The sequence below is a fragment of the Pseudomonas sp. 5Vm1k genome (genome assembly GCF_056161485.1).
The window spans coordinates 28,371-54,980 of sequence record NZ_JBSPCZ010000016.1; the positions used below are offsets into that span (position 1 = coordinate 28,371).

At 59.7% G+C, this 26,610-nt stretch carries 21 protein-coding genes and 1 pseudogene; 17 read left to right on the forward strand and 5 right to left on the reverse strand.

The window, feature by feature from the left end; genetic code table 11:
- Positions 1-99: 99 nt before the first annotated feature.
- On the forward strand, positions 100-864 hold the full coding sequence (locus ACWIKB_RS25855) for a sulfite exporter TauE/SafE family protein (protein ID WP_475270331.1): 765 nt from the start codon (positions 100-102) through the stop codon (positions 862-864).
- Here ACWIKB_RS25855 and ACWIKB_RS25860 read toward each other — a convergent pair.
- Complete coding sequence (locus ACWIKB_RS25860; RefSeq protein WP_475270333.1) at positions 854-1,168, reverse strand: putative quinol monooxygenase; 315 nt, start codon at positions 1,166-1,168, stop codon at positions 854-856. The two genes, ACWIKB_RS25855 and ACWIKB_RS25860, sit on opposite strands and share 11 nt — an antisense overlap.
- A gap of 161 nt (positions 1,169-1,329) precedes the next feature.
- Between ACWIKB_RS25860 and mdaB the strand changes: the two genes are divergently transcribed.
- From mdaB to ACWIKB_RS25910, 10 genes are all read left to right on the forward strand, one after another.
- Positions 1,330-1,920 (forward strand): NADPH:quinone oxidoreductase MdaB, encoded by a 591-nt coding sequence (gene mdaB / locus ACWIKB_RS25865; RefSeq protein WP_475270334.1) that lies wholly within the window; start codon positions 1,330-1,332, stop codon positions 1,918-1,920.
- 213 nt (positions 1,921-2,133) lie between these two features.
- Entirely contained in the window at positions 2,134-3,045 is a 912-nt protein-coding gene (locus ACWIKB_RS25870; protein WP_475270335.1) for a LysR substrate-binding domain-containing protein, read from the forward strand.
- 103 nt (positions 3,046-3,148) lie between these two features.
- Positions 3,149-4,042 carry an NAD-dependent epimerase/dehydratase family protein gene (locus ACWIKB_RS25875; RefSeq protein WP_475270336.1) on the forward strand — a complete coding sequence of 298 codons (894 nt, stop codon included), beginning with the start codon at positions 3,149-3,151 and terminating at the stop codon, positions 4,040-4,042.
- A gap of 517 nt (positions 4,043-4,559) precedes the next feature.
- Positions 4,560-6,281: a carbamoyltransferase family protein gene (locus ACWIKB_RS25880; RefSeq protein WP_475270337.1), complete on the forward strand. Its 1,722-nt coding sequence runs from the start codon at positions 4,560-4,562 to the stop codon at positions 6,279-6,281.
- A gap of 78 nt (positions 6,282-6,359) precedes the next feature.
- Positions 6,360-7,535, forward strand: coding sequence for an MFS transporter (locus ACWIKB_RS25885; RefSeq protein ID WP_475270338.1), 1,176 nt, complete (start codon positions 6,360-6,362; stop codon positions 7,533-7,535).
- Between the two features lies 1 nt (position 7,536).
- The gene (locus ACWIKB_RS25890; protein ID WP_475270432.1) at positions 7,537-8,211 is read left to right on the forward strand and encodes an HAD family hydrolase; all 675 of its coding nucleotides are present in this window, start codon (positions 7,537-7,539) and stop codon (positions 8,209-8,211) included.
- Positions 8,208-8,846, forward strand: a complete 639-nt coding sequence (locus ACWIKB_RS25895; RefSeq protein WP_475270339.1) for a YdcF family protein — start codon at positions 8,208-8,210, stop codon at positions 8,844-8,846. The genes ACWIKB_RS25890 and ACWIKB_RS25895 overlap by 4 nt, the downstream gene beginning before the upstream one ends.
- A 26-nt stretch (positions 8,847-8,872) precedes the next feature.
- Positions 8,873-10,327, forward strand: coding sequence for an N-acyl-D-amino-acid deacylase family protein (locus ACWIKB_RS25900; protein ID WP_475270341.1), 1,455 nt, complete (start codon positions 8,873-8,875; stop codon positions 10,325-10,327).
- 168 nt (positions 10,328-10,495) lie between these two features.
- Entirely contained in the window at positions 10,496-11,908 is a 1,413-nt protein-coding gene (locus tag ACWIKB_RS25905; protein ID WP_475270343.1) for a hypothetical protein, read from the forward strand.
- A 66-nt stretch (positions 11,909-11,974) separates the two neighbouring features.
- The gene (locus ACWIKB_RS25910; protein ID WP_475270344.1) at positions 11,975-12,343 is read left to right on the forward strand and encodes a glyoxalase superfamily protein; all 369 of its coding nucleotides are present in this window, start codon (positions 11,975-11,977) and stop codon (positions 12,341-12,343) included.
- A 3-nt stretch (positions 12,344-12,346) separates the two neighbouring features.
- Here ACWIKB_RS25910 and gliR read toward each other — a convergent pair whose 3' ends face one another.
- The gene (gene gliR / locus ACWIKB_RS25915) at positions 12,347-13,375 is read right to left on the reverse strand and encodes an AraC family transcriptional regulator GliR (RefSeq protein ID WP_475270345.1); all 1,029 of its coding nucleotides are present in this window, start codon (positions 13,373-13,375) and stop codon (positions 12,347-12,349) included.
- A 210-nt stretch (positions 13,376-13,585) separates the two neighbouring features.
- Here gliR and ACWIKB_RS25920 point away from each other — a divergent pair, with 210 nt between their 5' ends.
- The 6 genes from ACWIKB_RS25920 (at position 13,586) to ACWIKB_RS25945 (ending at position 23,685) form a co-directional block, all read left to right on the forward strand.
- A complete protein-coding gene (locus tag ACWIKB_RS25920; protein WP_475270346.1) occupies positions 13,586-15,181 on the forward strand; it encodes an FAD-binding oxidoreductase in 1,596 nt (531 codons plus the stop codon).
- A gap of 5 nt (positions 15,182-15,186) precedes the next feature.
- Positions 15,187-16,770 (forward strand): glycerol-3-phosphate dehydrogenase/oxidase, encoded by a 1,584-nt coding sequence (locus tag ACWIKB_RS25925; RefSeq protein ID WP_475270347.1) that lies wholly within the window; start codon positions 15,187-15,189, stop codon positions 16,768-16,770.
- 204 nt (positions 16,771-16,974) lie between these two features.
- The gene (locus ACWIKB_RS25930) at positions 16,975-18,543 is read left to right on the forward strand and encodes an FGGY-family carbohydrate kinase (protein WP_475270433.1); all 1,569 of its coding nucleotides are present in this window, start codon (positions 16,975-16,977) and stop codon (positions 18,541-18,543) included.
- A gap of 276 nt (positions 18,544-18,819) precedes the next feature.
- Positions 18,820-20,109, forward strand: a complete 1,290-nt coding sequence (locus ACWIKB_RS25935) for a phospholipase (protein ID WP_475270348.1) — start codon at positions 18,820-18,822, stop codon at positions 20,107-20,109.
- Between the two features lie 59 nt (positions 20,110-20,168).
- Positions 20,169-22,124 (forward strand): DUF1302 domain-containing protein, encoded by a 1,956-nt coding sequence (locus ACWIKB_RS25940; protein ID WP_475270349.1) that lies wholly within the window; start codon positions 20,169-20,171, stop codon positions 22,122-22,124.
- A gap of 187 nt (positions 22,125-22,311) precedes the next feature.
- Entirely contained in the window at positions 22,312-23,685 is a 1,374-nt protein-coding gene (locus ACWIKB_RS25945) for a DUF1329 domain-containing protein (protein WP_475270350.1), read from the forward strand.
- A gap of 96 nt (positions 23,686-23,781) precedes the next feature.
- On the opposite strand, the gene ACWIKB_RS25950 is transcribed toward ACWIKB_RS25945, so the two are convergent.
- The 3 genes and pseudogenes from ACWIKB_RS25950 to ACWIKB_RS25960 form a co-directional block, all read right to left on the reverse strand.
- Positions 23,782-24,246 (reverse strand): hypothetical protein, encoded by a 465-nt coding sequence (locus ACWIKB_RS25950; protein ID WP_475270351.1) that lies wholly within the window; start codon positions 24,244-24,246, stop codon positions 23,782-23,784.
- 189 nt (positions 24,247-24,435) lie between these two features.
- Positions 24,436-25,299: a methyl-accepting chemotaxis protein gene (locus ACWIKB_RS25955; RefSeq protein ID WP_475270434.1), complete on the reverse strand. Its 864-nt coding sequence runs from the start codon at positions 25,297-25,299 to the stop codon at positions 24,436-24,438.
- Between the two features lie 42 nt (positions 25,300-25,341).
- Positions 25,342-26,355: pseudogene (locus ACWIKB_RS25960) on the reverse strand (methyl-accepting chemotaxis protein); the annotation flags it as partial.
- Between the last annotated feature and the right edge of the window lie 255 nt (positions 26,356-26,610).

Sequence of the window (26,610 nt, forward strand, 5' to 3'; positions counted from 1 at the left end):
CAGTGGCCGTGACGAACTTCTCAAGCCTATCGCAAAACAAGAGGCACCCTCAGTATATGGCAGATTTCCAACCCCACCGCCCGGGCGCAGGATAGCCCCATGAATACTCTCGCCACGTTCTATCAAAACCTCGGTCTGGCCCTGTCGATACTGGTCATCGCCACATTCCTGCTGGCCGGGATGATCAAGGGTGTGATCGGCCTCGGGTTGCCGACCATCGCCATGGGCCTGCTCGGTCTGGCTATGGCGCCGACGCAGGCTGCCGCGCTGTTGATCATCCCGGCAACCCTGACCAACGTCTGGCAACTGGCGTTCGGTGGCCACTTGCGAGGGCTGATCAAACGCCTGTGGCCCATGCTATTGGCTATTTTCATCGGCACCGGTGCCGGCACGTTGTGGATCGGCATGGCTGGCGGTCATTGGGTGGTGCGGGGATTGGGGGCGGCGTTGTTGCTGTACGCCTTGAGCGGTCTGTTTCTGCCGACCTTACGGGTGGGCAGTCGCTCTGAGCGTTGGCTCGGACCGGTCTGCGGCGTGCTGACGGGCGTGATCACCTCGGCCACCGGCGTGTTCGTGATCCCGGCGGTGCCGTATCTGCAAGCGCTGGGTTTGAACAAGGATGAACTGGTTCAGGCTCTGGGGCTGTCGTTCACCGTCTCAACCCTGGCGCTCGCCGCCGGTCTGTTCTGGCGCGGTGCGCTCGGCGGTGGCGAGTTGAGCGCGTCGCTGCTGGCGCTGATCCCGGCGGTGTTGGGCATGTTGCTGGGGCAATGGTTACGTCAGCGGATCAGCGCCGTGTTGTTCAAGCGAGTGTTTTTTATTGGCCTCGGCGTGCTCGGCGGCCACTTGCTGATCAGCGGCTAGCGGACGACGGGCTGAGCATGTCGATGGAGCGGATGTCGAAATCCCGCTCCAGATAGTCCATGCGCTGATCGCGGAACAGCTTCATATGCGGCAGGTTCGAGTGCACATCCAGATGCGCCTGGGATGCCCAGATCTCATAAAAGATAAACAATGTCGGGTCCTGCTTGTCGCGCAGCATGTGGTACTCGATGCAACCGGGTTCCGCGCGGCTAGGCTCGACGTAAGCGCGAAAGAACGCTTCGAAGGCCTCGGCTTTTTCCGGACGGGTCTTGGCCATCAGGATGAAACCTTGCACTTCACTCATCAAAATCTCCGTCAACGTTAAGAATCGGCGCAAGTTTATGGCAACAATCACCTGTCGATTCGTGCGTTTTGGTCAAATGAATTTTGTGAATTCAGCGCTTATTCCGCGCGAGGCGGATCGCTACTCTGCCGCCATCGAATTCCCACCTTCTGAGACCTCTCATGAAAAAAGTCCTCTTGCTCAATGGCGGCAAAAAGTTCGCCCACTCCGATGGCCGCTACAACACCACCCTGCACGACACCGCACTCAGCGTGCTGGATCGCGGCGGTCTGGATGTGAAGACCACGTTCATTGACGAGGGCTACGACCTCGCTGAAGAAGTCGCCAAGTTTGTCTGGGCCGACGTGATCATTTACCAGATGCCGGGCTGGTGGATGGGCGCGCCGTGGACCGTGAAGAAGTACATCGACGAAGTCTTCACCGAAGGCCACGGCAGCCTCTATGCGAGCGATGGCCGCACCCGTTCCGATACGTCGCAAAAGTACGGCAGTGGTGGGTTGTTGCAGGGTAAGCAATACATGTTGTCCCTGACCTGGAACGCACCGCAGCAAGCCTTCGACGACCCGACCGACTTCTTCGAAGCCAAAGGCGTGGACGCGGTGTACTTCCCGTTCCACAAGGCCAACACCTTCCTCGGCATGACCGGTTTGCCGACCTTCCTGTGCGTGGACGTGATGAAACGCCCGGACGTCGAACGCGACGTGGCGCGGTATGAGCAGCATTTGACTGAGGTGTTTGGTCTCAAGGCATAAGCGTTTGAGTGCACTGCGGGCTACTATCGTTGACTTGAGCCAGACACCCATCCTGTGGGAGCGGGCTTGCTCGCGAAGAGGCCATCACATTCAACATCCAGGTCGACTGTAAGACCGCTTTCGCGAGCAAGCCCGCTCCCACAAGGTTTTTGGTGCCTTGGCTGACGGGTGTTGCCAGTAGAATCGCGCAGGACAATCGATAAAGGGACCCACGTGAAAGCCAGATCCGATGAATTGCAGATTTTCGTCTGCGTGATTGAATGCGGGTCGATCTCGGCTGCGGCCGAGCAGGTCGGGCAAACGCCGTCGGCGGTCAGCCGCACGTTGTCGCGCCTGGAAGCCAAGCTCGACACCACGCTGATCAATCGCACCACGCGGCGAATGGACCTGACCGAAGAGGGCAAGTATTTCTTCGAGCACGCCAAGCTGATTCTCGATCAGATGGACGAGCTTGAAGAACGCCTCAATTCCCGCCAGCAAACCCCGTCCGGGCGCCTGCGGATCAACGCCGCGTCGCCCTTCATGCTGCACGCCATCGTGCCGTACATCGATGAGTTCCGCCGTCTCTACCCGGACATCCAACTCGAACTCAACAGCAACGACCTGATCATTGACCTGCTGGAACAAAGCACTGACATCGCCATCCGTATTGGCACGCTGGCGGATTCCACTTTGCATGCGCGTTCCCTGGGGTGCAGCCCGTTGCACATCCTCGCCAGTCCGGCCTATCTCGAGCAGCACGGCACACCCACCGCCGTTGCCGACCTCAATGGCCACACGCTGCTCGGTTTTACTCAGAACGAAGGCCTTAACCAATGGCCACTGCGGCATGTGCACGGTGATCGCTGGCCGATCAACGCGGCGATCAACGCCTCCAGCGGCGAGACCGTGCGGCACCTGGCGCTGGAAGGCCAGGGCATTGCGTGCCTGTCGCACTTCATGACCATCGAAGACATTCGCGCCGGGCGTCTGAAAGTGGTGCTGGCGGACTTCAACAGCGGTTATCGCCAACCGATCAACGCGGTGTACTACCGCAACTCGCAACTGGCCCTGCGCATTCAGTGCTTCCTGGACTTCATCCAGGGCAAATTGGCGGTGTACGCGAACTCGGATTTCAAAGGCTGATTCGTGATCCCTGCGCAAGAGTGAATTGGGCCACTGGGGATTTTTCGACACGGATCGGTCGTTGATACTCGTTGCATCACTTATTAACGCAGGGAGTTTCTCCATGAACGTATTCGTTACCGGCGCCGCCGGTTTTATCGGCGGCTCCATCGCCACGGGCCTGGTCCAGGCGGGTCATAAAGTCACCGGTCTGGTGCGCAGCGCCGAACAAGCCAATGAGCTCACCGCGCTGGGCATCACACCAGTGATCGGCACGCTGGACGACAGCGCACTGCTGGCCGAACAGGCTCGCGCCGCCGACGCCGTGATCAATGCCGCCAGCAGCGACCATCGCGCCGCCGTGGAAGCCTTGCTCAATGCGCTGCGCGGTTCCAACAAAGTGTTCCTGCACACCAGCGGTTCAAGCATCGTCGGCGATGCGTCGGGCGGTAAGTCCAGCGACGTCATTTACTACGAAGACAATCTGCCGGAACCCACCGTCGACAAGGCCGCCCGCGTGGCCATCGACAACCTGATCCTCGCCGCTGCGAAGGACGGAGTGAACTCGGCCGTCATCTGCAACACCCTGATCTACGGCCACAGCCTGGGCGTCAAGCGCGACAGCGTGCAGTTGCCGCGTTTGCTGAAACAGGCACGCAAAAGTGGGGTGGTGCGCCACGTCGGCACGGGCCAGAACATCTGGTCCAACGTGCACATCGAAGACGTGGTCGCCCTGTACCTGCTGGCGCTGACCAAAAACGTACCGGGCACGTTCTACTTCGTCGAAAGCGGTGAATCGTCGTTTATCGACATGACCACGGCGATGGCCAAAGCACTGAAGCTTGGCGAGCCACATGACTGGCCGCTCAAAGACGCCGAAGCCGAGTGGGGTTATGAAATGGCCAACTATGGCCTGGGCTCCAACAGCCGGGTTCGCGGCAAACATGCGCGGGAATTGCTGGGATGGGCGCCGAAGCGTACGTCGGTGACCGAGTGGATCTTGCACGAAATGGTCTGAGATGAACGCTGGCTGATTCAGTTTTAGCGTTCACTAAATGGCCCGCCGATGAGCAATGCGCTCCTCGGCGGGCTTTTTTTGTCTGACGATTCAATATGTTTTTTTAAGGTGCTGAAGTCCCCGGAAACAGGGGGGGCGAATGTGGTATTTAATTTTTAGTTGATGCCGTATGAGGTTATTCAGAAAATTCATACTAGGCTTTTATCCGGATAAACATAGCCAGCGCTAATGGCGAATACATGGCCTATCCAGCAGCAACTTGTTGCCCAGGCATGAGGCCGGGGAAACAGGTAATTGCTCGTGGAGTTTTTTTGCAAAAGGAATTTGCGATGGCAATAAACACTCTTGATGTCTTCTCGTAAAGGCATGTCCCGGCGAACCCTATAGCTTCGCCTCCTCACTATTTATGACGTTCGGCCATTGATGCCTGAAATCCGTTCATAAACCCAGGCTAGAGCCTCTACTCTTCGAGTGTGGGCACAGTCATCACTGAAATTGGCAAGAACAAGGAATAGTTATGATCATTTTAGGCATTACTAACAATGATTTGTCGGGTGCCTGCCTGGTACGTGATGGTCAGATTCTTTCAGCGGTCAGTGAAGAGCGTTTTACCCGCATAAAGGATCATAAGATCTGGCCTGCAAAGTCCATTGAATTTGTGTTGAGCCAAGCGGGCTTATCACTGGAAGATGTCAATTATGTTGCTTATGGATGGAACGCCGGTTTCAGTGCCGATAAGCACCTTGAGTTGTACTTCGATCGAATCGTTGAAGAGGCCCGGAATAATCCACAAGGCCTTGCGCAGTTTCGCCAGCGAGTAACCGACGAAGTAAAAAACGATAAAGAAAAACGCGCCGAGTTTGACGAGTTTATTTCAGCCAATGGTTTGGTCGGCAAGGCTTATTACATTGATCACCATGAGTGCCATGCACTCGGCGCTTATGTCTGTTCACCGTTTGACGAAGCACTGACCCTGACCTGCGACGGACGCGGTGATTTCCAGTCCCTGACGGTCACCTGGTACAGCCCGACGGAAACCACGGTGTTGCAGCGCGAAACCAGTATCGACAGCCTGGGTTATTTCTACGGCCGGATTACCCACTTGCTGGGTTACAAACCCAATCGGCATGAAGGCAAAGTCACGGGCCTGGCGGCGTTTGGCGATCCGCAAAAACTGCTGGGGGTGATGCAGCAGATGATCCGTTTTGAAGACGGGCGCATCAAGGCCTGCTGCGGTGATCTGTTCCTGCCGTCCTACAACCACTACAGCGAGCCATTGGAAACCCTGTTTGCCCGGGAAACCCCGGAAGATATCGCCGCAGCTGTACAGCGTCATACCGAAGACCTGCTGGTGGCGACGGTCACGCATCACCTGGCCCAACGGGGCAGCACCAATCTGTGCCTGGCCGGTGGTGTGTTCGGCAACGTGAAACTCAATCAGCGCCTGCGCGAAATTCCGGGTGTGAAAAACGTCTACGTGCTGCCGTGCATGGGCGATGGCGGTCTGGCGCTGGCCGCTGCGGTCGGGGCGGCTTATCTGGAGAACGGCACCCGCTTCAAGAACCCGGCGATGACCCTCGGGCCAGAATCACGCAGCGTTTCGCAGAACATCAACCTGATCATTCGCGACTACCCTGAACTCGGTTATCACACGCCGTCGAACCTCATCGAGGTCCTCACCGACGCACTGACGGAGAATCAGGTTTTGGGGATGTTCAAGGGCAAGATGGAATTCGGACCGCGTTCGCTGTGCAACCGCAGCATCGTTTATCACGCCCAGGACGCCGATGTGAACGATTGGCTCAACAAGCGCATGCACCGCACAGAGTTCATGCCCTTCGGCCCGGTCACGGCCATTGAGCAGGCACCGGCGTGTTACGTAGGTTGGGAAGAGGATCAGGTGGCGGCGGACACCATGACCATGACCTACGATTGTCATCCGCAGTTTCGCGAAGCGAGCCCGGCGGTGGTGCACATCGATGGGACGGCCCGGCCGCAGATCATTCGCCCGCAAGGCGACGCGTTCATGCATCGCCTGTTGAATGCCTGGTACGACAAGACCGGCCAGGCTGCACTGATCAACACCTCGTTCAACCGCCATGAGGAGCCGATCGTGTGTTCTTCCCAAGATGCACTGGCTGCGTTGAAGGAGGGCATGGTCGATCTGGTGGTGATGAGCGAGGCGCTGATCGTCTGGCGCAAAGGCAAAAACAGCTTCACTCAGCAACGCTTCGAGTAATGGATGGATGTTTTCAGGGCTCCTGTGGAGCCCTGATTGGGAACTCTTTTTGGGGAGTGGCGAGCGTATGGTCGACGAATGTATTTAATCTTTTTCGGATTCTTTGCGGCAGAAGGGATCATCTATCCGTTCTGGCCAACGTGGCTGGATTCGTTGGGTTTCAGCGCCAGTCAGATCGGGCTGCTGATTGCGGCGGCTTATTGGCCTCAGGTGTTTACCGGGGTGTTTATTACTTACGTGGCCGATTGGCGCGTGGACCAACTGCGTCTTGCCGCTTTTCTCGGTTTCTCGGCAGCGTTCTGTACGTTGCTGTTTTATTTCATGCCGGCGCACCTGTGGATATTTGTGTGCCTGAGCGTTCTGTTTGGCGGGCTGTGGATGGTGGTCTTGCCCTTGTCCGAGTCCTATCTGCTCAAGCGTGACAAGCAAGCGCTGCAGAACTATGGCTGGGTCCGGGCGGTGGGCTCTTCGGCGTTTATCCTGACCTCGACCCTCGGCGGTTTGTTGTTCGCGCGGTACAGCCAATCCTGGGTGCCGATCGTGATTGCGGCGAGCATGTTATTCACCGCGCTGGCGTGTTTGCGGTTGAAGCGCCAGGTGTCCAGGGCGCATCTGCAACCGATCAGCCGCACGATCAAGCGGCCGGACTGGAAAGGCCTGTTTGCGCAAAAAAGTCTGTTGATCGCGATTGCTGCGGCGAGTTTTATTCAACTGAGCCACACGCTGTACTTTTCCACGTCCTCTATCGGTTGGGGCGTGAAGGGCTACTCTTCGGCCTCTATCGGGGTGTTCTGGTCGGTGGCGGTGATGGCGGAAATCACCTACTTCGCGCTCTCCAACAAAGTCCTGGCCGTATGTTCGCCCCTGGCCATCGTGATCTTTTCCAGCGTCTGTGCAGCGCTGCGCTGGGCGTTGTTTTCCAACAGTGACGCGGTGTCGGTGATCCTGCTGGGGCAGTGCCTGCACGCCTTGAGTTTTGCCGCGTATCACTCGGCGATCATGCGGTTTATTCGCGACCATGCGCCGCAAGATATTCAGGTCTTTACTCAGGGCGTTTACTACTCCCTTGCGGTTGCACTGCCCATGGGCCTGGCCACACCTTTTGCCGGCTATCTGTACGAAACGCAGCCGCAGTGGTCCTACTACGTGATGGCGCTGTTTGCCTTGATCGGCACAGTGCTGGCCTTTATTGCTCATCAGAGGATGCGAAGTTCAACTCATGACACAACGAACGTTTACAGCCGTCTGCTTTGATATGGATGGCGTGCTTATCCAGTCTCGCGAGGTCATTGAGTTCGCCTGGACCACGGTTGCGCGCAACTACGGTATTGCCGTCGACCAGGCGTTTATCACCGATCACATTCACGGTCGTCCGGGCGGCCATACCATGGAGGCCCTGTTTGGTCAGTTTGACGAGCAGCAGCGTCTGGCGATCAAGCAAGAAGTCGATGCCATCGAGCAGGTTTCGACCTGTGCGCTGGTGCCGGGCGTCGCCACGTTCATTGCACAACTGAAGGATTGCGCCGTGCCGTTGGCCCTGGTGACCAGCAGTTGGCGCGAGCGTGTCGAGCATGTCTTGCAACAACACAATCTGACGTCGGTGTTCGACAGCATCATCTGCCGGGATGATGTGCGCAGTGGCAAACCGGCGCCCGATGCCTATCGCTTGGCGGCCGCACAACTGGAGCGTCAGAGCGATGAATGCCTGGTGTTCGAAGACTCCGTCAGCGGTGTGCAGTCGGCGATCAGCAGCGGCGCGCTGTGTATCGGTATCGGCGACGACCCGACGCTACCCGCCCATGGCGCCATGCGTGTGTACGCGGACTTCACGGCGCTCCCGGTCTCGCTGACCGAGTTGGGGACACACGCCTATGCCGATGGCGGTCTGTTCATCAGTGGGCAGATGGCTCAGAGGTTTGCCCGCTCATGACGCCGACACTGCAATCCGCCACCGTCCTGTGGGACTTCCTGGGTGCCGGGCGCCAACACCGCGCCTGTGAACTGATTGTGGTCTGCGGGTCTTATGATCTGCGGGTTTGCGATTACGCCTGCGAATTGCTGAAAAAACGCGTTGCGCCACATCTGCTGTTTACCGGCAATACCGGAAACTGGACGAAGCATTTGTGGGAACAGACCGAAGCCGATATTTTCGCGCAGCGGGCGCTGGCGCTGGGGGTGACGGCAGATCAATTCACCCTGGAGTCTTGCGCCACCAACTTTGCCGAGAACATCGCATTCGCCAAGGCGTTATTTCCACTGGTGCGCCGGGCGACCTTCCTGACCAAGCCGAACTCGATCCGGCGCGTGGCCTTGACCTTACCCGTTCAGTGGCCCGAGCTGGAGGCTTGCGTGGATGCGCCGTCGTTCGGTTTTCCTGGTGAGGTGAGCAACTTGATCGGGGTGCTGGGGTTGATCGACGAGATGGTCGGTGATGTGCACCGCATCATGGTTTACCCTTCGCTGGGCTTTCAAGCCGAGCAGGTGATCCCCGAAGACGTCCAGGTGGCCTGGCGTTATCTGGTGGAGCAAGGCTTCGATCACCATTTGATCAAGGGCAGGAGCTGACGTTTCGCTGCTGCCGGGAGACTGACATGTTGTACGACACGCTGATTCGCAACGCTCTGGTCATCGACGGCAGCAACAGCCCGGGTTATCCCGCCGACGTGGCGATTCTGAATGGCCGCATCGAGCGTATCGGCGACTTGCTCGACGCCCGGGCCTCCGAAGAAATCGACGCCGCTGGCCGGGTGTTGGCGCCGGGTTTTATCGACGTGCACACCCACGACGACACGGTGGTGATTCGCCAGCCGCAGATGCTGCCCAAGCTCAGCCAAGGCGTGACCACGGTGATCGTCGGCAACTGCGGGATCAGCGCGTCGCCGGTCAGTTTGCGCGGCGATCCGCCAGACCCGATGAACCTGCTCGGCACTCGCGCTGCGTTTGTTTATCCGACGTTCCGCGATTACCGCGCCGCGGTCGAAGCGGCGAACACCACGCTGAATGTGGCGGCGTTGGTCGGCCATACCGCGCTGCGCAGCAATCACCTCGACGACCTGTTTCGCACCGCCACCGCCGATGAAATCAGCGCGATGCGCGAGCAACTGCGCGAAAGCCTTGAAGCCGGCGCGTTGGGTTTATCCACAGGCCTGGCGTATGCGAGTGCGTTCTCGGCGTCCACCGATGAAGTTATGCAACTGACCGAAGAGCTGACCGAGTTCGGCGCGGTCTACACCACCCATTTGCGCAGTGAATTTGAACCGGTACTGGAGGCCATGGACGAAGCGTTCCGGATCGGCCGTCACGCCAAATCCCCGGTGATCGTTTCCCACCTCAAGTGTGCCGGCGTCGCCAACTGGGGCCGCAGTCCGCACCTGTTGGCATCCCTTGAGCACGCCGCGAAAACCCACCCGGTGGGCTGCGATTGTTATCCCTACGCGGCGAGTTCTTCGACCCTGGACCTCAAGCAAGTCACCGATGCCCATCGCATCACCATCACTTGGTCCACGCCACATCCGGAGATAAGTGGCCGCGATTTGATCGACATCGCCGCTGAGTGGGGCATGCCGTTGCTCGACGCTGCCCGCCGACTGCAACCGGCAGGGGCGGTGTATTACGGGATGGACGAGGCGGATGTGCGGCGGATTCTTGCGCATCCATTGTCGATGGTCGGCTCCGACGGTTTGCCGGAAGACCCGTTTCCGCACCCACGCTTGTGGGGCGCGTTTCCACGGGTTCTCGGACATTTCAGCCGTGATGTCGGGCTGTTTCCACTGCACACAGCCGTGCACAAAATGACCGGGTTGTCGGCGGCACGTTTTGGCTTGAAGGCGCGGGGCGAAATTCGAGAAGGGCATTGGGCGGACTTGGTGTTGTTTGATCCGCTGACCATTCGCGACGTGGCGGATTTCCATGATCCGCAACGGGCGGCGGAAGGGATTGATGGGGTTTGGGTCAACGGTGTACTGAGCTATGTGGATGGGCAGGCGAACGGGCGCAGGGAAGGGCGGTTTTTGGCGCGGGAGGGGGATTTGCGTTTGGGGTTTTAAGATCAAAAGATCGCAGCCTTCGGCAGCTCCTACGCGCCTGTGGGCGCCGCCGAAGGCTGCGATCTTTTGATTTTTACGGCGTGATGGCACTCTGAGATTAAAGAAAGCCATCGCCAAGCCGAAGCGCTGACATTCAGTGGATTTGGCGTCAGTCGCCCAGGGAGTTTCATGTACCGCGTTTGTTTGCTTGTTGCCGTCACGTTATTGGCTGGTTGTGTCAGCCCGCAGGCACGCCGGGCGGCGGAAGCCGAGACGATGTTCAATGGCGTTCTGTCGAAGCCGCTGGTCAGTGATTCGATCATGCGTGAAGGCGATGTCCTGAGTTTCCAGATCAGCCATTCCGGCAATGCCCAGGCGGCGGCAGGTCTGGTTTTTCAAATGGAAGCTTCCTGTACATCCGATCGGGCCAACTTGCTCTACCTTGGCGGTGGCGGTCGGATGTATCCAGGTGTCAATGGTCGCCAGTATTCGACGGGCAGAGCGGTTCCGGCCAATGTGCTCGGGGTGTTGAAAAATAACCCGGACTTCATCAAGGCGTGTGCCAATACTCCATCGTCGGATTGGCGTGTAGTCAAAGGCAGCGGCGAGGATCAATGGGTATTGTTTGATCGCAACAGTCTGAAGACGGACGGTTCCGAACTGAGATTCTGGGCGGCCTACGACAACCCGTTGATTGGTTTCGATGCGCCCTACGACGCTCCCTATGCCCAGAAACGCGAGCGGTACGCGGTCGATTGTGGCAAGCAAACTTATCGCGTGGTGGCGGGATACGATCTGGATGCCAACAACACAGTCACAGATGGCCAGGATGCAGTGCCACTGACGTCCACCGCGATGAGCGGCAGCAACGATGAATACGAACGGCTGTTCAAACTGGCCTGCGATAAACCAGAGTCGGCAGCGCAACTTCCAAAGTTCGTTGCCCGTGCGAAGAAAACCGCGCCAGTGACCCTGCCGCCGCTTTCCCCTGCTGTGGGATCGGCAATCAAAAATCTGAACATGCCGGTTGCCGTTAAACCGCTCAGCTATGTGGAAGCTGCAGGGCAGTCGACTTACAAGGCCAAGACCACAGACATGCGTGAAGAGCGTTTCATCGGTATCGATAGCGCCTCGCAGCAGATGACCCTGCGTTTGTCAGGTGCCAATTACGAGAGCGATGCAGTGTCCTTTCGCGGTCTGTTCGATCTGGCGAAATTGAGTCGATTCGGCGTTTCGAAGGGGCCCTCGATGAAAGACAGTTCCAGTGTCATCAACTTGAGCTTCACTGGCGACTGGCAGCATATGCCGATCAACGGGCGGCTGAACTACAGCGCGACGATCCGCAGCACCAACACGTTGTTCGGCAAGGTCGAGGAGCGTCAGGACAGTAGCGATTGCACGGTCATTCGCGAGCTGTCGGCAAGCGAACTCAATGTCACTTTGAGCGGTTCAGCCAAAGAGTTGACGTGCAGTAAAAAAGACGATGAGTACAAACGGCTCAATACCTACTATTACTTGTCGGACTATGGTTACTTCTTCTTTGCGCGTACGGACAAGAACCGCTTCTACTACAGTGATCTCGCGCTCAAGACGCTGCGTTGATCCATAATTTGAACCAGACACATGGCCCGTTGAACACGGGCCCTTCCCACTGGCGAGAACACTCCTATGAGCTTTGGCAAAACAACTCCGATCCTGCGGATTTTCGACGAGCGCAAAGCCGTGGAGTTTTACGTCGACTTCCTGGGCTTCAAGATCGACTGGCAGCATCGCTTCGAAGCCAATTTCCCGTTGTATCTGCAAATCTCTCGCGGCGAATGCGTGCTGCACCTGTCCGAACACCACGGCGACGCCACACCGGGTTCGGCACTGCGGATTGAGACCGATGAACTGGAAGCGTTCCAGGAGCAATTGACCGCCAAGGATTACACCTACGCCAAGCCACAGATCCAGGCCATGCCTTGGGGCAGCCAGGACTTGACCGTGACCGACCCGTTCGGGAATCGGTTGGTGTTTACCAACGCGATTTGTGCTTGAGTTTCAGCCTTCGTCAGGCGAACGGTGGGTCTGGCGAAACTCGCCGGGCGGCATCCCGCGCCGGCTTTTGAACGTGCGGTGAAACGACCGTGGTTCGGTAAAACCCAGGTACTGGGCAATGTCCTGAATCGGCAAATTGCTGTTTAGCAGGTAATGCTCGGCAAGCTCCTGGCGCAGGTCATCGAGAATCTGCTGGTACGAAGTCCCGGCCTGATGCAACTGACGTTGCAGTGTGCGCACCGACACGGCGCACTGCTCGGCCACCTGCTCCTTGCGCGGCAGTCCTTCCTTGAGTAACTGGCGCAGGATGCCTTTGACCCGTTGCTCCAGCGACGCATCCTCCAGCGTCGCCATCAGGCCCATGGCATGTTCTTCCAGGGTGCGCAGCAATTGCGCGTCGGCCTGGCGCAAGGGCAACTGCAGATACGGCAACGGAACAATCAGTGCCGAGTAAGGCTGATCAAACAGCACCGGGCAGTCGAAGAACTGTTCGTACTGCGCCAGTGTCGTGTCGGCCGGGCGGGCATGTTCGAGCCAGACGGCGGCCGGCGACAGTTGGGTGTCGGCGATCCAGCGCGCGTATTGCAGCCAGGAACCAAGCACGTTTTCCACCAGGTGCCGGCGGATTCGCGGTCGTTGATGACGGCATGTCCAGATCAGGTGCACGTCGCTGTCCTGCACCTCGGCGCGACTGACCCCCATATCTCCCACCAGCTTCTCGAACGGCATGATGCGGCTCATGGCATCGCCCAGCGTTGCGCAGTTCATGGTGATGTAACCCAACACGCTCCAGGAGTTGGGCAACACAAAACGCGCGGCGTTGAGGCCGAACAACGGATCGCCCGAATGTTCACAGAAATAATCGAGCAACCGTTCATGGGCCTCACCCGGCAATCGCAGGCTGTTGTCACTCAACTGCTGCGCCTGCAACCCGGCCGCCGCCAACGCAGGCTCGATGGCTACGCCCAATTGTTCGGCGTGGCGCAGGTATTTGAGCAGCGGAGGAACGGAGGTGAAGCCCAGGGATTGCATGATCGAAGTCCTTTGATCAAAACCCGCGTGCGCGGATGAATGCCCTGAAAGGTAAGTTGAAACCACAGCTAAAGTAAATGGCTGACGTTTGCGCGACGTTTGACTCAATTGGCTACTCGAACTGGCCGGATGCGACCGTGACACTTTTCGGCAGCTGACTAGTATGGAGCCCTGAAATATCACTGATCAGAACCGCAAAAGGACACACGCATGCGACGCTGGAACGGCTGGGGAGATGCAACCACGGTGGTCGAGCTGCCGGCTCAGGGCGCGGGATTTCTCGCTGATCGGCTAGGTGCCGGCCGAGCGCTGCCCGATGCAACGCTTGAGACGGCATTGGCCCGTGTGCCCGCCTCGCGGTTGCCGGAACATCCCTCGTACAGCGTGACAGCGCATGATCGTCTGCTGCATGCGCGGGGACAGAGCCTGCCGGACTGGCTGGCGTTGCGCGAAGGTGCACCGGGAATTTATCCCGACGCCGTGGCCTTTCCCGAGAGCGCCGAACAGATCCGCCAGTTGCTGGCGCTCGCCCAGGCGCAGGACCTTTGCCTGATTCCTTACGGTGGCGGCACCTCGGTGGCCGGGCACATCAACCCACCGAGTTCTGCGCGGCCGGTGGTGACAGTGTCCCTGGCCCGCATGAATCGCCTGCTGGACCTCGACGAACAGAGCCTGCTGGCCACCTTCGGCCCCGGCGCGACGGGGCCGCAGGTGGAAAGTCAGCTGCGCGCGCGTGGTTACACCTTGGGCCATTTCCCGCAATCGTGGGAGCTGTCGACCCTTGGCGGTTGGGTCGCCAGCCGCTCCAGTGGCCAGCAGTCACTGCGTTACGGGCGAATCGAGCAACTGTTCGCCGGCGGTACCCTGGAAACCTTTGCCGGACCTCTGGAAATCGCCACCTTCCCGGCCTCGGCCGCCGGGCCTGATCTGCGAGAAGTGGTGTTGGGTTGTGAAGGTCGTTTCGGGATCATTTCCGAAGTCAAAGTGCGGGTCAGCGCGCTACCGGCCGATGAGCGTTTTTATGGGGTGTTTCTGCCCGATTGGTCGCAGGCGCTGCGAGCGATCCGCCAATTGGCTCAGGCCCGCGTGCCACTGTCGATGCTGCGCTTGTCCAACGCGGTGGAAACCGAAACCCAGCTGGCGCTGGCCGGTCATCCGCAGCAGATCGCCTGGCTGGAAAAGTACCTGGCCTTGCGTGGCGCCAGAGCGGGAAAATGCCTGCTGACGTTCGGCGTGACGGGTAATCGTCGGCAAAATGCACTGTCGCTGAGTCAGGCCCGGCAGCACCTCAAGGCTTTTGGCGGGGTGTTCACCGGCACCTTGCTCGGCAAGAAGTGGGCGCAGAACCGCTTTCGTTTTCCATACCTGCGCGAGAACCTGTGGAACGCCGGTTATGTGGTCGACACCCTGGAAACCGCCACCGATTGGAGCAATGTCGACAACCTGCTCAGCCTGATCGAAAACAGCCTGCGCGATGCTCTGGCCGCTGAGGGCGAGCGGGTGCATGTGTTCACCCACTTGTCCCATGTCTATGGCGAAGGTTCGAGCATCTACACCACCTATGTGTTTCGCCCGGCAGCGGACTACGCCGCCACGCTGGTTCGCTGGCAGGCGCTCAAGCAGGCGGCCAGCCAGACCATCGTCGACAACCACGGCACCATCAGTCACCAGCATGGCGTGGGCAAGGACCATGCGCCGTACTTGCTGCGGGAGAAGGGCGCCCTGGCAATCGACACCTTGCAGGCGCTGAGCCGGCATTTCGATCCGGCCGGGCGACTGAACCCTGGCACGCTGTTGCAGGAGTGACGGCCATGAGCCCCGACTGGAACGCGACATGGCGACAGCACGTTCTGCCGACGCTGGCGGATGAAACCTGGGACCTGATCGTCATCGGCGGCGGCATCAGCGGCGCCGGCATCCTGCGCGAAGCGGCACGGCGTGGCTGGCGTTGCCTGCTGCTGGAACAGCGTGATTTTGCCTGGGGCACGTCCAGTCGTTCTTCGAAAATGGTCCATGGCGGCTTGCGTTACATCGCCAAGGGCCAATGGCGCCTGACCCGCGATTCAGTCCGCGAACGCCAGCGCCTGCTCGATGAAGCGCCGGGGCTGGTGGAGCCGATGAGTTTCTTGATGCCGCACTACCGCGGTGGCTTTCCCGGCCCGCGAGTACTGGGCGGTTTGTTGAGCGTCTATGACGCCTTGGCCGGGAGACGCAATCATCGCTTCCACGACGCGCAGCAACTGGGTTATCTCGCGCCGGGGGTGAAGCAAAATGACCTGCTGGGCGGCACCTGTTTTGTCGACGCACTGACCGATGATGCTCGCCTGGTGATGCGTGTTTTGGGTGAAGCCCGGGCCGATGGCGCGGTGGTGTTCAACGGGATGCGTGTGCAGCAATTGCTGCGTGAGGAGGGGCGCGTTTGCGGGGTTCAGGTCGACGACTGCGAAGGTGGTTCGTCACTGCCATTGCGTTGTCGCGTTTTGGCCGTGGCCACCGGCGCCTGGGCTGAACGCTTGCGGCCGTCCGATGCTCCGCGCCAATTGCGCCCCTTGCGTGGCAGTCATTTGTTGCTGCCGGGCTGGCGTTTGCCGGTGGCGCAGGCCTTCACCTTCCTGCACGAGCGCGACCGTCGACCGGTGTTTGTTTTCCCCTGGGAAGGCGCCACGGTGGTCGGCACCACGGACCTCGATCATCAAGAGGATCTGGACCAGAGCGCGAGCATCAGCGCCGAAGAACTCGACTATCTGCTGGCCGCGTGCGCCCAGCAGTTCCCTGAGGCCGATGTGGTTGCCGCTGATGTGCTATCGACCTGGTCAGGCGTGCGTCCGGTGGTGGGCCGCGCTGCGGGTGAGCACCAGGGCAAGCCGTCCAATGAAACCCGTGAACATGTGCTGTGGCAGGAGCCCGGCTGCGTGACCCTGGCCGGCGGCAAGCTGACCACCTTTCGCCCGCAGGCCATCGAAGTGCTCAAGGCCTGCGCGGCAATGCTCGGGCGCCCCTTGAGTGACGACGGCGCACCGGTGTTTGCCGTCGTGCCGCCGCTGGCGATTGCGGGGCTCAGTGGCAGCCAATGGCGTCGTTTGGCCGGGAGGCATGGCCGTGACTTGCCTAGGCTGGCGCAACTGATCGCAGAGTTGGGCCATGACCGCGTCGGCGCCACTGACACCTTGTGGGCGGAACTGGCCTTCGCCTGTGACACGGAAATGGTCCTGCATCTGGATGACCTGCTGCTGCGTCGCACTCGTCTGGGCCTATTGCTGCCTCGTGGCGCCGAGGATTATTGGCCGGCCATACGCCGACTCTGCCAGCCACGACTGGGCTGGGACGATGAGTATTGGCAACAGGAGCTGCAACGTTATCGGGCGTTGTGGCAGCGCCATCATGGGTTGCCATAGTTCTCGCTGTGTAGCCGCCGTAGCCGCCGTAGCAGCTGTCGAGTGAAACGAGGCTGCGTCCGAGGACGAAGTCCTCGCAATCACGAATTCACGACTGCTTCGCAGTCGAACGCTGCCTCGCTCCGCTCGACAGCTGCTACAAGTTTCTAGCGTGTTTTCAAGATTCAAGATAAGCGCATGCCCATGCCCATTGAAGAGAGCTCCATGGATAACCACCCGAACAAGCGTTACCTGCTGGCCATCGACAATGGAACCCAGAGCGTGCGTGCGCTGCTCTTCGACCTGCAAGGCAATCTGCTGGGCAAAGGCAAGGTCGAGCTGCAGGCCTATTACTCGACACAACCTGGCTGGGCCGAGCAGGACCCGGAATATTACTGGGCGAAACTGGGGGAGGCCTGCCAGCAGTTATGGCAGCAAACCGGCATCGACCGTTCACAGATTGCCGGCGTGTCCCTGACTACTCAGCGCGGTACCGTGATTAACGTTGATGCGCAAGGCAAGCCGCTGCGCCCGGCGATCCTGTGGCTCGATCAGCGCCAGGCCGAAGTCGAAGGCCAGATCAAGGGGCCGTGGGGCTGGCTGTTCAAACTGGTGGGGGCGCAAGCCACCGTGGATTATTTTCGCGCCCAGGCCGAGGCCAACTGGATCGCGCGCCATCAGCCTGAAGTGTGGGCAGCGACCGACAAGTTTTTGCTGCTCTCGGGGTTTCTCACCCATCGTCTGTGCGGGCGCTTTGTCGACTCGGTGGGTTGTTGCGTCGGCTACCTGCCGTTCGACTTCAAACGCCTGCGCTGGGCTGCTCCCGGCGACTGGAAATGGCAGGCGCTGGCGGTGCGTCCCGAGCAATTGCCCACGCTGCACAAACCCGGTGAAACCCTGGGCCACATCAGCGCCGAGGCCAGCCGCCACACCGGCATTCCCGAGGGCCTGCCGCTGATCGCCGCCGGTGCCGACAAGGCCTGTGAAGTATTGGGTTCCGGCGTGGTCGACGCGGATACGGTGTGCCTGTCCTACGGCACTACGGCGACGATCACCAGCACCCGCTCACGCTACCTGGAAATCGTCCCGTTGATTCCGCCTTACCCGTCTGCGGTGCCGGATCAATACAACTGCGAGGTGATGATTTATCGCGGCTACTGGATGGTCAGCTGGTTCAAGAACGAGTTCGGGCTGCGGGAAATGCAGCAGGCCAAAGCGCAGGGCGTTGAACCTGAGCAATTGTTTGATGCGCTGGTCAATGCGGTGCCTGCGGGTTCCATGGGCCTGATGCTGCAACCCTACTGGTCGCCCGGCATTCGAGAGCCGGGTGTGGAAGCCAAGGGCGCGATGATCGGCTTCGGCGACGTGCATACCCGCGCGCATATCTATCGAGCGATCCTTGAAGGTTTGGCGTATGCCTTGCGTCAGGGCATGGAGAGCATCGAGAAGCGTTCGAAGGTTTCGATCAAGCGCTTGCGAGTCGCTGGCGGTGGCTCTCAGAGTGATGCCGCGATGCAGCTCACGGCGGACATTTTCGGCCTGCCGGCGGAGCGTCCGCATGTCTACGAAGCCTCCGGTCTGGGGGCGGCCATTTGTTGCGCGGTCGGGCTTGGGTTGCACGCCGATTTTTCCACGGCGATAGCGGCCATGACCCGGGTCGGCGCGGTCTTCATGCCGCAGCCCGAGGCGCAGCAGGTCTATGAGCGACTGTACAAAGAGGTCTATCTGCGCATGTACCGGCAGCTTAAACCGTTGTACCAAAGCATTCGCAAGATCACCGGTTACCCGGCCTGACGCTTGCTTCGCACACGACGCAGCCCTTTTGCGTACGACTCAATCCCTGTAGGAGCTGCCGAAGGCTGCGATCTTTTGATCTTCGATATCGCCAAAATCAAAAGATCGCAGCCTTCGGCAGCTCCTACGGGTGTCGTTAAAACCGTGGGTGAGCACACGAGGACGCCATCGCGGCGTGGCGCTATCGGAGAACTTTTCTGGTGAGATTGGACAGTGTCAGGGCCGGGGTCGGTTGTTAGGCTCAACCCCACTGCACATCCAATAAGAACCAAAGCAATGAAGCTGACATTTCTCCTGCTGTTGCTGTGTGGAGCGGTCCCGACGGCCTGGGGTTGGTCCAACCATACGGTAGGCAGCTACCTGGCCTTGCAGGATTTGCCGGCCTTGCGCGAAGCACCTCAGGTCGAAGTCGAGCCACTGGAGCAATTTCTCGCGCAACAATACGTAGCCGTGACCGCGCTGCTGGAAGAGCAGGAACGCTTCGCCCGTCAGCACTTTGCCCAGTACCCGCCACGTCCCGACAACCTGCAACTGCCAGCCAAGCCTGGGGACAATCTGCGGCACGATTTCCTCACCGCGTTGCGGATCAATCCCCTGATTCATCTGGCCATGGTCATCCAGCCGCTGCCGGGCAAGGATGTGCCCGAGCGTGAACACCTCAAGGCCGAGCAGGTGATGGTCGAGCAGACCCTCTCGCCGTGGAATCGCCAGCGGTTCATCCGCGTGGTCGACGGCGAAAAAGTAGCGCCCCTGGCCGTGCTCGCCAGCGCCGCCGACGAGCCCGACTACGGCCACGACATCAACCTGTTCAGCGACAACCCCGGCGAGGTCGGCGCGCTGTACGGCTTCGGCCCGCAGCCTTTCGGTGATGCGCGGTTTCAGTACAGCTCCCAGGCGCCGTTCCACATGGGCTTCTTCCATGAAAGCGCGGTGGTGTATGCCGCCGCCGGATTTCTTCAGCGCAGTTGGCCAGACTGGCGCGCTTACCAGTACATGGGTTTGGCGCGCCTGGCGTTTGCCAGTGGTCATCCCTACTGGGGTTATCGATTTCTTGGTTGGGGCCTGCACCACATCCAGGACCTGACCCAGCCTTATCACGCCAAACCGCTGCCCGGCGTCGAGCTGGCCGCTCTGCTGCTGATCGAAGGCAAAGCGCTTGCCGGATTCGACGCGGACAAACATGCAGCCATCGAACGGGTCGCCACCCGCCACATGGAAGTGGAGAAATATCAGTCGACCTGGCTTCGTCGCCTGCTGCGCGCCGGTCGGGCACATCCGATGCTCGAGGCGTACGTCTATCTCGCACAAGACGCCCGTTACCCCGCGTATTCGGTGGATTACCTGCGCGATGTGGTGAGTGCCGAGTCCGCCGACGAGTCCGCAGCGTTCGACGACGCCATCGGACAGTGGCTGGAGACGGCACCGATCACCAACGATTTCAGCACCGGCAATCAGGTGCAGCGTGAAGACTATGACCATCGCGCTTTGAATCAGCAGCTGTTCAAGCTGCTGGGGCATTTCGGCGCGCACAGCCGAATTTATGTCAGTGCAGGCTTGGCGCCATAGGCATCGCGACAACGTCGTCCGGATACAAAAACAAAAAAATAAGGAAGGAGAAACAGACCATGAGGATTCGATTGCGCCTCTCTGGCGCGGCGCTACCGGGAGTCGGCCTGGCCGGGCTGCTGCAACTGTGCGTGGTCGACGGAGTGCAGGCCGTGGAGTTCAGCGTGCTGGACAAACAGGTCACCGGTTCGTTTGACAGCACCTTGTCTTATGGCCGCTTGTGGCGGGTTCAGGGTCGGGACAAGAACAACGACGACGTCAACACCAACGACGGCAATCGCAACTTCGATACCGGGCTGGTTTCCGAGGTGTACAAAATCACTTCGGAGCTTGAGGCCAACTATCAGAACTACGGACTGTTCATGCGCGGCACCGCGTTCTATGACACCCAGTTGATGGACAAGCGCAACGATTACTACCGCAACAACAGCCCGTCGCAACCGAGCCAGAGTTACCCGCAAGACGACCACTTTACCGGCCAGACCCGCGACATTGCCGGTAGTCGGGTGGAGATGCTCGACGCCTACGTCCATGGGAGCTGGGACGTCGCACAGATGCCGGTCACTGCTCGCCTCGGGCGCCAGGTGTTCAACTGGGGCGAGGGGATTTTCTACCGTGGCGGGATCAACACCACCAACCCGGTGGACGCGGCCAAGTACCGATTGCCCGGGGCGGAGGTCAAGGAAGTGCTGGTGCCGGTGGAAGCGCTCAGCTTCAACATCGGCTTGACCGACACCCTGACCATGGAAAGCTTCTACCAGATGAACTGGAAAGAAACACGCATCGATCCGGTCGGCACGTTCTACTCGCAGACGGACCTGTTCGCCGACGGCGGCAACACCGCTTACAACAACTTCACCGGCACCGCGCTGGACACCCCGGTGCCCGGCTTCGGCAACGTGATCGGTCTATACAGCGCGCTGGGCAACAACCCGTTACTCAAACAGGCGCTCGGCACCACCGGCCTGTACGCCAACGGGGTGACCCCGGCCTTCGGCAACACCCTCAAAGTGGCCTCGGTCGGCAAGGATTACAACGCACGTAACGACGGCCAGTTCGGCTTCGCCTTTCGCTACATCGCAGAACAACTCAACAGCACCGAGTTCGGGCTGTACATGGTCAATTACCACGCCAAGGAACCGACCATCTCCGCTGACCTGGGCGGTTACAAGGGTATCGACATGGCCTCCTTGACCAATCTGTTGACCGGTGTCGCCGGCAGTCAGGCGGGGCAATTGGCCAACGGCCTGGCGACCGCAGATGTGCTGGGCAATATTCAGGCGCATCGTCGTTACGCCGAAGACATCCGCATGTACGGTTTCAGCTTCAACACCACCCTGGGACAGGCCTCGGTGTTTGGTGAAGTGGCCTATCGGCCGAACCTGCCCATCGGGGTCGCGGCCACCAACGATCTGATTGGCGACCTGGCCAACGGCGCTGCTGCGGCGGCGGCCGGCAAGACCATCAACATCGGCGGGCAGAGCGTCACGCTCGACAGCCAGATCAACAACGCCGAGCGGGTGGAAGCGTTCAATACGTCCCTGGGCACCATCTACAACTTTGGCCCGAGCCTGTCGTTCGACTCGATGTTCGGCGTGTTCGAACTGGCGTCCGAACATCTGCGCGGCAGCAGCTTGCAATACACCGCCTATGACGGCAGCACCCGTTATTACGCCGGCACCGGTAACTTTTCCTATGTGTCCGGCGGCGATCGCGGCGATCAGGTCAACCGCAATTCCTACAGCTACACCGCGATGTTCAATGGCACCTGGAACGACGTATTTGCCGGGGTCAATGTCTCGCCCTATGTCGTCTACAAGGATGACTTCAAGGGCAACAGCTATCAGGCAGGCAACACCATCGAGGGCCGCAAGGCCTACACCCTGGGCGTCAAGGCCAACTACCAGAACAAGCTGGAGGCCGAACTGCAATACACCAATTTCTACGGCGGTGGGCAGGACAACGGTCTGCGCGACCGTGACAACGTCGGCTTCAACATCAAGTACTTCCTTTGATTGCCCAGAACAACCCCTGTGCAAGTGCTGCCCTTGTGGGAGCGAGCTTGCTCGCGATGAGGGCAGCACATCCAACATAGATGTCGTCTGACCCACCGCTATCGCGAGCAAGCTCGCTCCCACAGTGGATCTGCTGTGTTGCGCAGACCGCATTCCCTAACTTCGGCTTCTATTTCGGAGAATGATCATGTTTCATACTTCACGACTGACCAAAATCTCGCTGGCGCTGGTTCTTGGTCTCGCCGCCGGCAATGCGCTGGCCGCCATCACGCCCCAGCAGGCCCAACAACTGAAAACCACGTTGACGCCGCTGGGGGCCGAGCGCGCCGGCAACGCGGCCGGGACCATTCCGGCGTGGGACGGCGGCATCACCCTGGCGCCCAAGGGGTATACGCCTGGCCAACATCACTTGGACCCGTATGCGGCGGATAAGCCGCTGTTCACCATCACCAAAGCCAACCTTGAGCAATACAAGGCGCAACTTAGCCCGGGCCAGATCGCGCTCTTCAACAGCTACCCTGACACCTTCCAGATGCCGGTGTATGTCAGTCGTCGCTCGGGCTCGGCGCCGCAGTGGCTGTACGACAACACCTTCAAAAATGCCACCTCGGCCAAGCTGCTCGACGGTGGCACCGGGTTTGCCGACGCCTACGGCGGTGTGCCGTTTCCGGTGCCCAAGGACGGGATCGAGGCGCTGTGGAACCACATCACCCGTTATCGCGGGATCTATGTGGTGCGTCGCGCCTCTGAAGCGCCGGTACAGCGTAACGGCAGCTTTGCGCTGGTGACTTCGCAGCAGGAGGGGCTGTTCAACTATTACCGCCCCGGCGGGCAGTTTGCCGACCTGAAAAACATCCTGTTCTACTACCTGGCATTCGTGAAGAGCCCGGCCCGGCTGGCCGGCGGTGCGGCGTTGATCCACGAGACCCTGGACCAACTCAAGGACCCGCGTCAGGCCTGGGTCTACGACGCCGGTCAACGCCGTGTACGCCGGGCGCCGAACCTTGCCTATGACACACCGATTGCCTCCTCGGACGGCCTGCGCACGGCGGACGATACCGACCTGTTCAACGGTTCGCCGGACCGCTACGACTGGAAGCTCAAGGGCAAGCAAGAGATCTACATTCCCTACAACAGCTACAAAGTCGGCAGCCCTGAAGTGAAGTACGCGCAGTTGCTCACACCGGGTCACCTCAACCCGCAATACACCCGTTATGAGCTGCATCGGGTCTGGGTGGTCGAAGGCACACTCAAGCCGGGCTCGCGGCATATCTATTCCAAGCGCGTGCTGTTTCTGGACGAGGACAGTTGGGGCGCCGCACTGGTAGATCAATATGACGGGCGAGGGGAGTTGTGGCGGGTGTCGATGGCGTACCTGAAGAATTTCTACGACCTGCCCACTACCTGGAGCGCGCTGGACGTATTCCACGATTTACAGGCGCGCCGATACTACGTGCAGAACCTGGATAACGAAGAGCCTGCCACCGTGGACTTCGCCCAGCCGGTGCCGGAAGAGGCATATTTCATGCCGTCTGCGTTGCGTCAGCGCGGGACGCGCTGATTGGGGTTGAGTTGCCAGCGGCGCCCTGGGCCGGTACGCCAAGTGCTGCCATTTACCGAAGCCACGGCGCCTCGATTGCTGCTCGCGATGGCGGTGTCACTCCGGCATCGAGCGGATGATGTCCGCCAAATCGTCCTTGGTGATTTCATTGGCCTTTATGGCGGCAGCGACATCTTCCTTAGACAGGGGGAAGCGTTTGAACATGTCCTTCAAGGTATCTGCATCGATATTCGAGAGCCAAAGCGGATCAACAAAAGCGCCACCGTATTCCGGTTTCATCGGCACCTCTTCGTGTGCGATAGCGCCTTTGTGATTTAAATAAATCAGATAACGGTCAAACCCTTCGGGGAAGCTTTTATCGTGATAGAGCGTTGTTCCGAGGGGCAGCACGTAGTCATGTTCATCGCCGTTGGGCCCTTCAATAAGAAGAGGCTCTGTGGTTTTGATCATTTGCCGGCCATAGGCGCTCGATACGTTACTTAGCACAACAGCTGCCAGCACGGCCGCATTAACCAGTACCAACACGGCCAACCCTAGAAACAATCGCTTATTGGTAGACATTCTTTTTGTCATGACGCGCCTCGGTATTTTCTTCGAGCGTAGCGGGTGTCGGGCGGGGAGGCATCGTGGGGTTTGATGTTGGCTGTCAGGGCCCCTTCGCGGGCAAGCCTCGCTCCTACAGGGTGATGACGACACCTGTAGGAGCGAGGCTTGCCCGCGAAGGGTCTTTCATTCAGCGCACAGTGAATGTCAAACGCGGAAGTGGCTAACCATCTGCTGCAACTGACCACCCAAGCGTGCCAGTTCAACGCTGGACGCCGCGGTTTCGTCGCTGGCGGCGGCGGTCTGTTCGGACACGTCGCGCACATTGATGATGCTGCGGCTGATCTCTTCGGCCACGGCACTTTGCTCTTCGGCGGCAGCGGCGATCTGCTGGTTCATCGACTGGATGTTGGACACCGTGCGGGTGATGTTTTCCAGGGAGACGCCAGCCTTGCGCGTCAGAGCGACGCTGCTGTCGGTCAGGGCGCGGCTGTTGTTCATCACCGCCGACACTTGTTGGGTGCCGTTCTGCAGGCCGGCCACCAGGCCTTCGATTTCTTCGGTGGATTTCTGCGTGCGCTGGGCCAGGCCACGGACTTCGTCAGCCACCACGGCAAAACCACGGCCGGCTTCACCGGCACGGGCCGCTTCGATCGCGGCGTTAAGCGCCAGCAGGTTGGTCTGTTCGGCCACAGCCTTGATCACGTCCATGACGCTGCCGATTTTGTCGCTTTCCTGTTGCAGCACGCTCATGGCTTCAGTAGAACGCGCCACTTCGGTGGCCAGGCGTTCGATCTGGGCGATGGCTTCGTTGACAACCTTATCGCCTTCGCGGGCTTCGCCGTCAGCGGCGGCGGCTGCCTGGGAGGCTTCTTCGGCGTTACGCGCGACTTCCTGCACAGTGGCGGTCATCTCGTGCATCGCGGTGGCCACCTGATCGGTTTCGATCTTCTGGCTATTGACCCCGGCGCTGGTCTGCTCGGTCACGGCCGACAACTCTTCGGCGGCGCTGGCGATCTGGGTGACGCCGTCGCGGATGCCGCTGATCAGGTCCCGCAGGGTCACGCCCATGCGACCGATACCTTGCTGCAATACACCGAGTTCGTCGCGGCGGGTAACTTTGACGTCTTGGGTCAGGTCGCCGCTGGCGATACGGTCGACTACGGTCATGGTCTCGCGCAGCGGGCCGGTGATCTGGCGGGTGATGACCACGGCAGCGATCACGCCGACCAGCAACGCCAGCAAGGTGCTGATCAACTGCAGGGTGCGGGCCTGGGCGCTTTCGATGTCACGACGGTCGATCTGGAATTGATACAGCTTGTCGCTCAGGTCAACGATTGCGGTGCCCTGATCGGTCATTTCCTTGCGCGCCTGCACAGCCTCGTTGTTCGCGGCTTTGTAAGCCTGCAAGGCACTGCGGTAGTTGGTCAGCGCGGTGTCCAGCTGACGCAGGGCGTCTTGCTGGGTATCGGCGAAATGCACGTTCAGCGGCTTCAGGCTGGCAATGGCTGCGTCCAATTGGCCGACGGCTTTTTGCTCGGTCTCGGCGTTGGTGCTGGCGGTGTAGCCGCGCACTTCGTAGCGGGCCAGCATGAACGCTTCCTTGGCCGCCGTGATGGCCTGGAACTGTTCGAAACGCTGATCGCTCAGGGGCATGTCCTGCACGCGGGTGCTGATGGTGTTAATCAGCGCGCTGGCGTTTTCGGCGTTGGCGCCCATGGCGTCGCGGGCGCTGTTACCGGTGCGGTAGGCGCTGCGCATTTTGTTCAGGGACGTTTGGTAAGCGGCGATGGTCGCGGCCTGCTCTTTGAGCATTTTGACGTTTTCAGGGTTTTTGAAGCTGCCCAGCAAAGCGGTTTGCTGCGCGACAAAACTGTCGAGGGTGGTCTGCACGGTCTGTGCGGCGGTTTCGTCGCCGTTGGTCAGCATGTATTGCAGGCGAACCACGCGCAGCTTGGTCAGGCCGGCGTTGAGCTGGGTGATGTCGCTCATCCAGTTGCTGCGGTCAATCAAGCCGCCCAGGCTTGTCCAGCCCGTAAGGGCCAGGACGCAAGTCAGTGCCAGGACCAGGCCGAATCCCAGGCCGAGTTTCAGGTTAACGCTGATATTGCCGAACCAGCTATTCATCACAATTCCTCCAGGAACGTTGTGTTTCTTTATCGTCAGTTGGCTGGAAGATTGTTGTTTTTAGGTGCCAGCAAGGTGTGTTGCAGACCTGTATCGGCAGCAATCCCGAGAGCTGAAAGGTTTTTGTAGGACAGATCCTGTAACAAGGTTTGTGGCAGGTCTTAAGCTTTTTTTCACATGGGTTTCACTTGTTGGCGACGCCTGCCTCTTTACCCTCGCCGCATCCTGATGTGTGGTACGTGCCGGTGAGGCGGC

What these genes read in the sequence shown, in the direction of transcription:
- ACWIKB_RS25855 (WP_475270331.1), top strand. Translation starts at nt 100, where the DNA reads ATGAATACTCTCGCCACGTTCTATCAAAACCTCGGTCTGGCCCTGTCG.
- ACWIKB_RS25860 (WP_475270333.1), bottom strand. Translation starts at nt 1,168, where the DNA reads ATGAGTGAAGTGCAAGGTTTCATCCTGATGGCCAAGACCCGTCCGGAA.
- mdaB (WP_475270334.1), top strand. Translation starts at nt 1,330, where the DNA reads ATGAAAAAAGTCCTCTTGCTCAATGGCGGCAAAAAGTTCGCCCACTCC.
- ACWIKB_RS25875 (WP_475270336.1), top strand. Translation starts at nt 3,149, where the DNA reads ATGAACGTATTCGTTACCGGCGCCGCCGGTTTTATCGGCGGCTCCATC.
- ACWIKB_RS25880 (WP_475270337.1), top strand. Translation starts at nt 4,560, where the DNA reads ATGATCATTTTAGGCATTACTAACAATGATTTGTCGGGTGCCTGCCTG.
- ACWIKB_RS25885 (WP_475270338.1), top strand. Translation starts at nt 6,360, where the DNA reads ATGTATTTAATCTTTTTCGGATTCTTTGCGGCAGAAGGGATCATCTAT.
- ACWIKB_RS25890 (WP_475270432.1), top strand. Translation starts at nt 7,537, where the DNA reads ATGGATGGCGTGCTTATCCAGTCTCGCGAGGTCATTGAGTTCGCCTGG.
- ACWIKB_RS25895 (WP_475270339.1), top strand. Translation starts at nt 8,208, where the DNA reads ATGACGCCGACACTGCAATCCGCCACCGTCCTGTGGGACTTCCTGGGT.
- ACWIKB_RS25900 (WP_475270341.1), top strand. Translation starts at nt 8,873, where the DNA reads ATGTTGTACGACACGCTGATTCGCAACGCTCTGGTCATCGACGGCAGC.
- ACWIKB_RS25905 (WP_475270343.1), top strand. Translation starts at nt 10,496, where the DNA reads ATGTACCGCGTTTGTTTGCTTGTTGCCGTCACGTTATTGGCTGGTTGT.
- ACWIKB_RS25910 (WP_475270344.1), top strand. Translation starts at nt 11,975, where the DNA reads ATGAGCTTTGGCAAAACAACTCCGATCCTGCGGATTTTCGACGAGCGC.
- gliR (WP_475270345.1), bottom strand. Translation starts at nt 13,375, where the DNA reads ATGCAATCCCTGGGCTTCACCTCCGTTCCTCCGCTGCTCAAATACCTG.
- ACWIKB_RS25920 (WP_475270346.1), top strand. Translation starts at nt 13,586, where the DNA reads ATGCGACGCTGGAACGGCTGGGGAGATGCAACCACGGTGGTCGAGCTG.
- ACWIKB_RS25925 (WP_475270347.1), top strand. Translation starts at nt 15,187, where the DNA reads ATGAGCCCCGACTGGAACGCGACATGGCGACAGCACGTTCTGCCGACG.
- ACWIKB_RS25930 (WP_475270433.1), top strand. Translation starts at nt 16,975, where the DNA reads ATGGATAACCACCCGAACAAGCGTTACCTGCTGGCCATCGACAATGGA.
- ACWIKB_RS25935 (WP_475270348.1), top strand. Translation starts at nt 18,820, where the DNA reads ATGAAGCTGACATTTCTCCTGCTGTTGCTGTGTGGAGCGGTCCCGACG.
- ACWIKB_RS25940 (WP_475270349.1), top strand. Translation starts at nt 20,169, where the DNA reads ATGAGGATTCGATTGCGCCTCTCTGGCGCGGCGCTACCGGGAGTCGGC.
- ACWIKB_RS25945 (WP_475270350.1), top strand. Translation starts at nt 22,312, where the DNA reads ATGTTTCATACTTCACGACTGACCAAAATCTCGCTGGCGCTGGTTCTT.
- ACWIKB_RS25950 (WP_475270351.1), bottom strand. Translation starts at nt 24,246, where the DNA reads ATGTCTACCAATAAGCGATTGTTTCTAGGGTTGGCCGTGTTGGTACTG.
- ACWIKB_RS25955 (WP_475270434.1), bottom strand. Translation starts at nt 25,299, where the DNA reads ATGGGCGTGACCCTGCGGGACCTGATCAGCGGCATCCGCGACGGCGTC.